The sequence below is a fragment of the Actinomadura sp. NPDC048955 genome (genome assembly GCF_040649435.1).
Classification (GTDB): domain Bacteria; phylum Actinomycetota; class Actinomycetes; order Streptosporangiales; family Streptosporangiaceae; genus Spirillospora; species Spirillospora luteofluorescens.
Window position 1 is genome coordinate 1 of sequence record NZ_JBEZJI010000179.1, and the last position, 2,090, is coordinate 2,090.

General features: G+C 65.0%; 1 protein-coding gene. It reads right to left on the bottom strand.

What is annotated here, in order from left to right; genetic code table 11:
* Positions 1–2,087, bottom strand: a 2,087-nt coding sequence (locus tag AB0C84_RS46010) for an ATP-dependent Clp protease ATP-binding subunit (protein WP_361079227.1), incomplete at its 3' end; no start/stop codon positions are given.
* Positions 2,088–2,090 lie beyond the last annotated feature (3 nt).

Consider the following 2,090-nt stretch of genomic DNA (forward strand, 5'->3'; position numbering starts at 1 on the left):
TCGGACACCTTGGCCTTCATCCGCTCGTACGAGCCCTGCTCGTCGTTCTGCCGCGCGAACCCCATCGACACGCCCTTGGAGATGTCCTTGGACCCAAGGTTGGTCGTCATGATGATCACGGTGTTCTTGAAGTCCACCACCCGGCCCTGGGCATCGGTCAGACGACCGTCCTCCAGGATCTGCAGCAGCGAGTTGAAGATGTCCTGGTGCGCCTTCTCGATCTCATCGAACAGCACCACCGAGAACGGCTTGCGCCGCACCTTCTCGGTCAGCTGACCGCCCTCCTCATACCCGACATAGCCGGGCGGAGAACCGAACAGCCGCGACACCGTGTGCTTCTCCATGAACTCCGACATGTCCAGCTGGATCAGCGCGTCCTCGTCCCCGAACAAGAACTCCGCCAGCGTCTTGGACAACTCGGTCTTCCCCACCCCGGACGGGCCGGCGAAGATGAACGAGCCACCGGGACGCTTGGGGTCCTTGAGCCCCGCCCGGGTCCGGCGGATCGACTGCGACAGCGCCTTGATCGCGTCCTCCTGACCGATCACGCGCTTGTGGAGCTCGTCCTCCATCCGCAGCAGCCGCGTCGACTCCTCCTCGGTCAGCTTGAACACCGGGATCCCGGTCGCGGTGGCCAGCACCTCGGCGATCAGCTCATCGGTGACCTCGGCGACCACGTCCATGTCACCGGCCTTCCACTCCTTCTCCCGCTGCGCCTTCTGCCCCAGCAGCTGCTTCTCCGAATCCCGCAGCGCCGCGGCCTTCTCGAAGTCCTGCGCGTCGATCGCCGACTCCTTGTCCCGGCGCACATCAGCGATCTTCTCGTCGTACTCGCGCAGGTCCGGCGGCGCGGTCATCCGACGGATCCGCATCCGCGACCCCGCCTCATCGATCAGATCGATCGCCTTGTCGGGCAGGAAACGGTCCGAGATGTAGCGGTCGGCCAGCTGCGCCGCCGCCACCAGCGCACCATCGGTGATCGACACCCGGTGATGCGCCTCGTAACGGTCCCGCAGCCCCTTGAGGATCTCGATCGTGTGCGACAACGACGGCTCGGCCACCTGGATCGGCTGGAACCGCCGCTCCAGCGCCGCGTCCTTCTCCAGATGCTTGCGGTACTCATCCAGCGTCGTCGCACCGATCGTCTGGAGCTCACCCCGCGCCAGCATCGGCTTCAGGATCGAGGCGGCGTCGATCGCGCCCTCGGCGGCGCCCGCGCCCACCAGCGTGTGCAGCTCATCGATGAACAAGATGATGTCGCCGCGGGTCCGGATCTCCTTGAGGACCTTCTTCAAACGCTCCTCAAAATCACCCCGATACCGCGAACCCGCCACCAGCGCGCCCAGGTCCAGGGTGTAGAGCTGCTTGTCCTTGAGCGTCTCGGGCACCTCACCCTTGACGATCTTCTGCGCCAGACCCTCCACCACCGCGGTCTTACCGACACCGGGCTCACCCACCAGCACCGGATTGTTCTTGGTGCGCCGCGACAGCACCTGCATGACCCGCTCGATCTCCTTGTCCCGGCCGATCACCGGGTCGAGCTTGCCCTCACGCGCCGCCTGCGTCAGATTCCGGCCGAACTGATCCAGCACCAGCGACGTCGACGGAGCCGCCTCCGACGGGCCACCAGAAGCCGCCGGCTCCTTACCCTGGTACCCGTGCAGCAACTGAATCACCTGCTGACGCACCCGGTTCAGATCCGCACCCAGCTTCACCAGCACCTGAGCCGCGACACCCTCACCCTCACGGATCAACCCCAGCAGGATGTGCTCGGTACCGATGTAGTTGTGACCCAGCTGCAACGCCTCACGCAGCGACAGCTCCAAAACCTTCTTCGCCCGCGGAGTGAACGGGATATGCCCCGAAGGAGCCTGCTGCCCCTGACCGATGATCTCCTCGACCTGCTGACGCACAGCCTCAAGACTGATCCCCAGGCTCTCCAGAGCCTTGGCGGCAACCCCCTCACCCTCGTGGATCAGACCCAGGAGGATGTGCTCGGTGCCGATGTAGTTGTGGTTGAGCATCCTGGCCTCTTCCTGAGCCAGAACAACAACCCGCCGCGCGCGGTCGGTGAACCTCTCGAACATCTC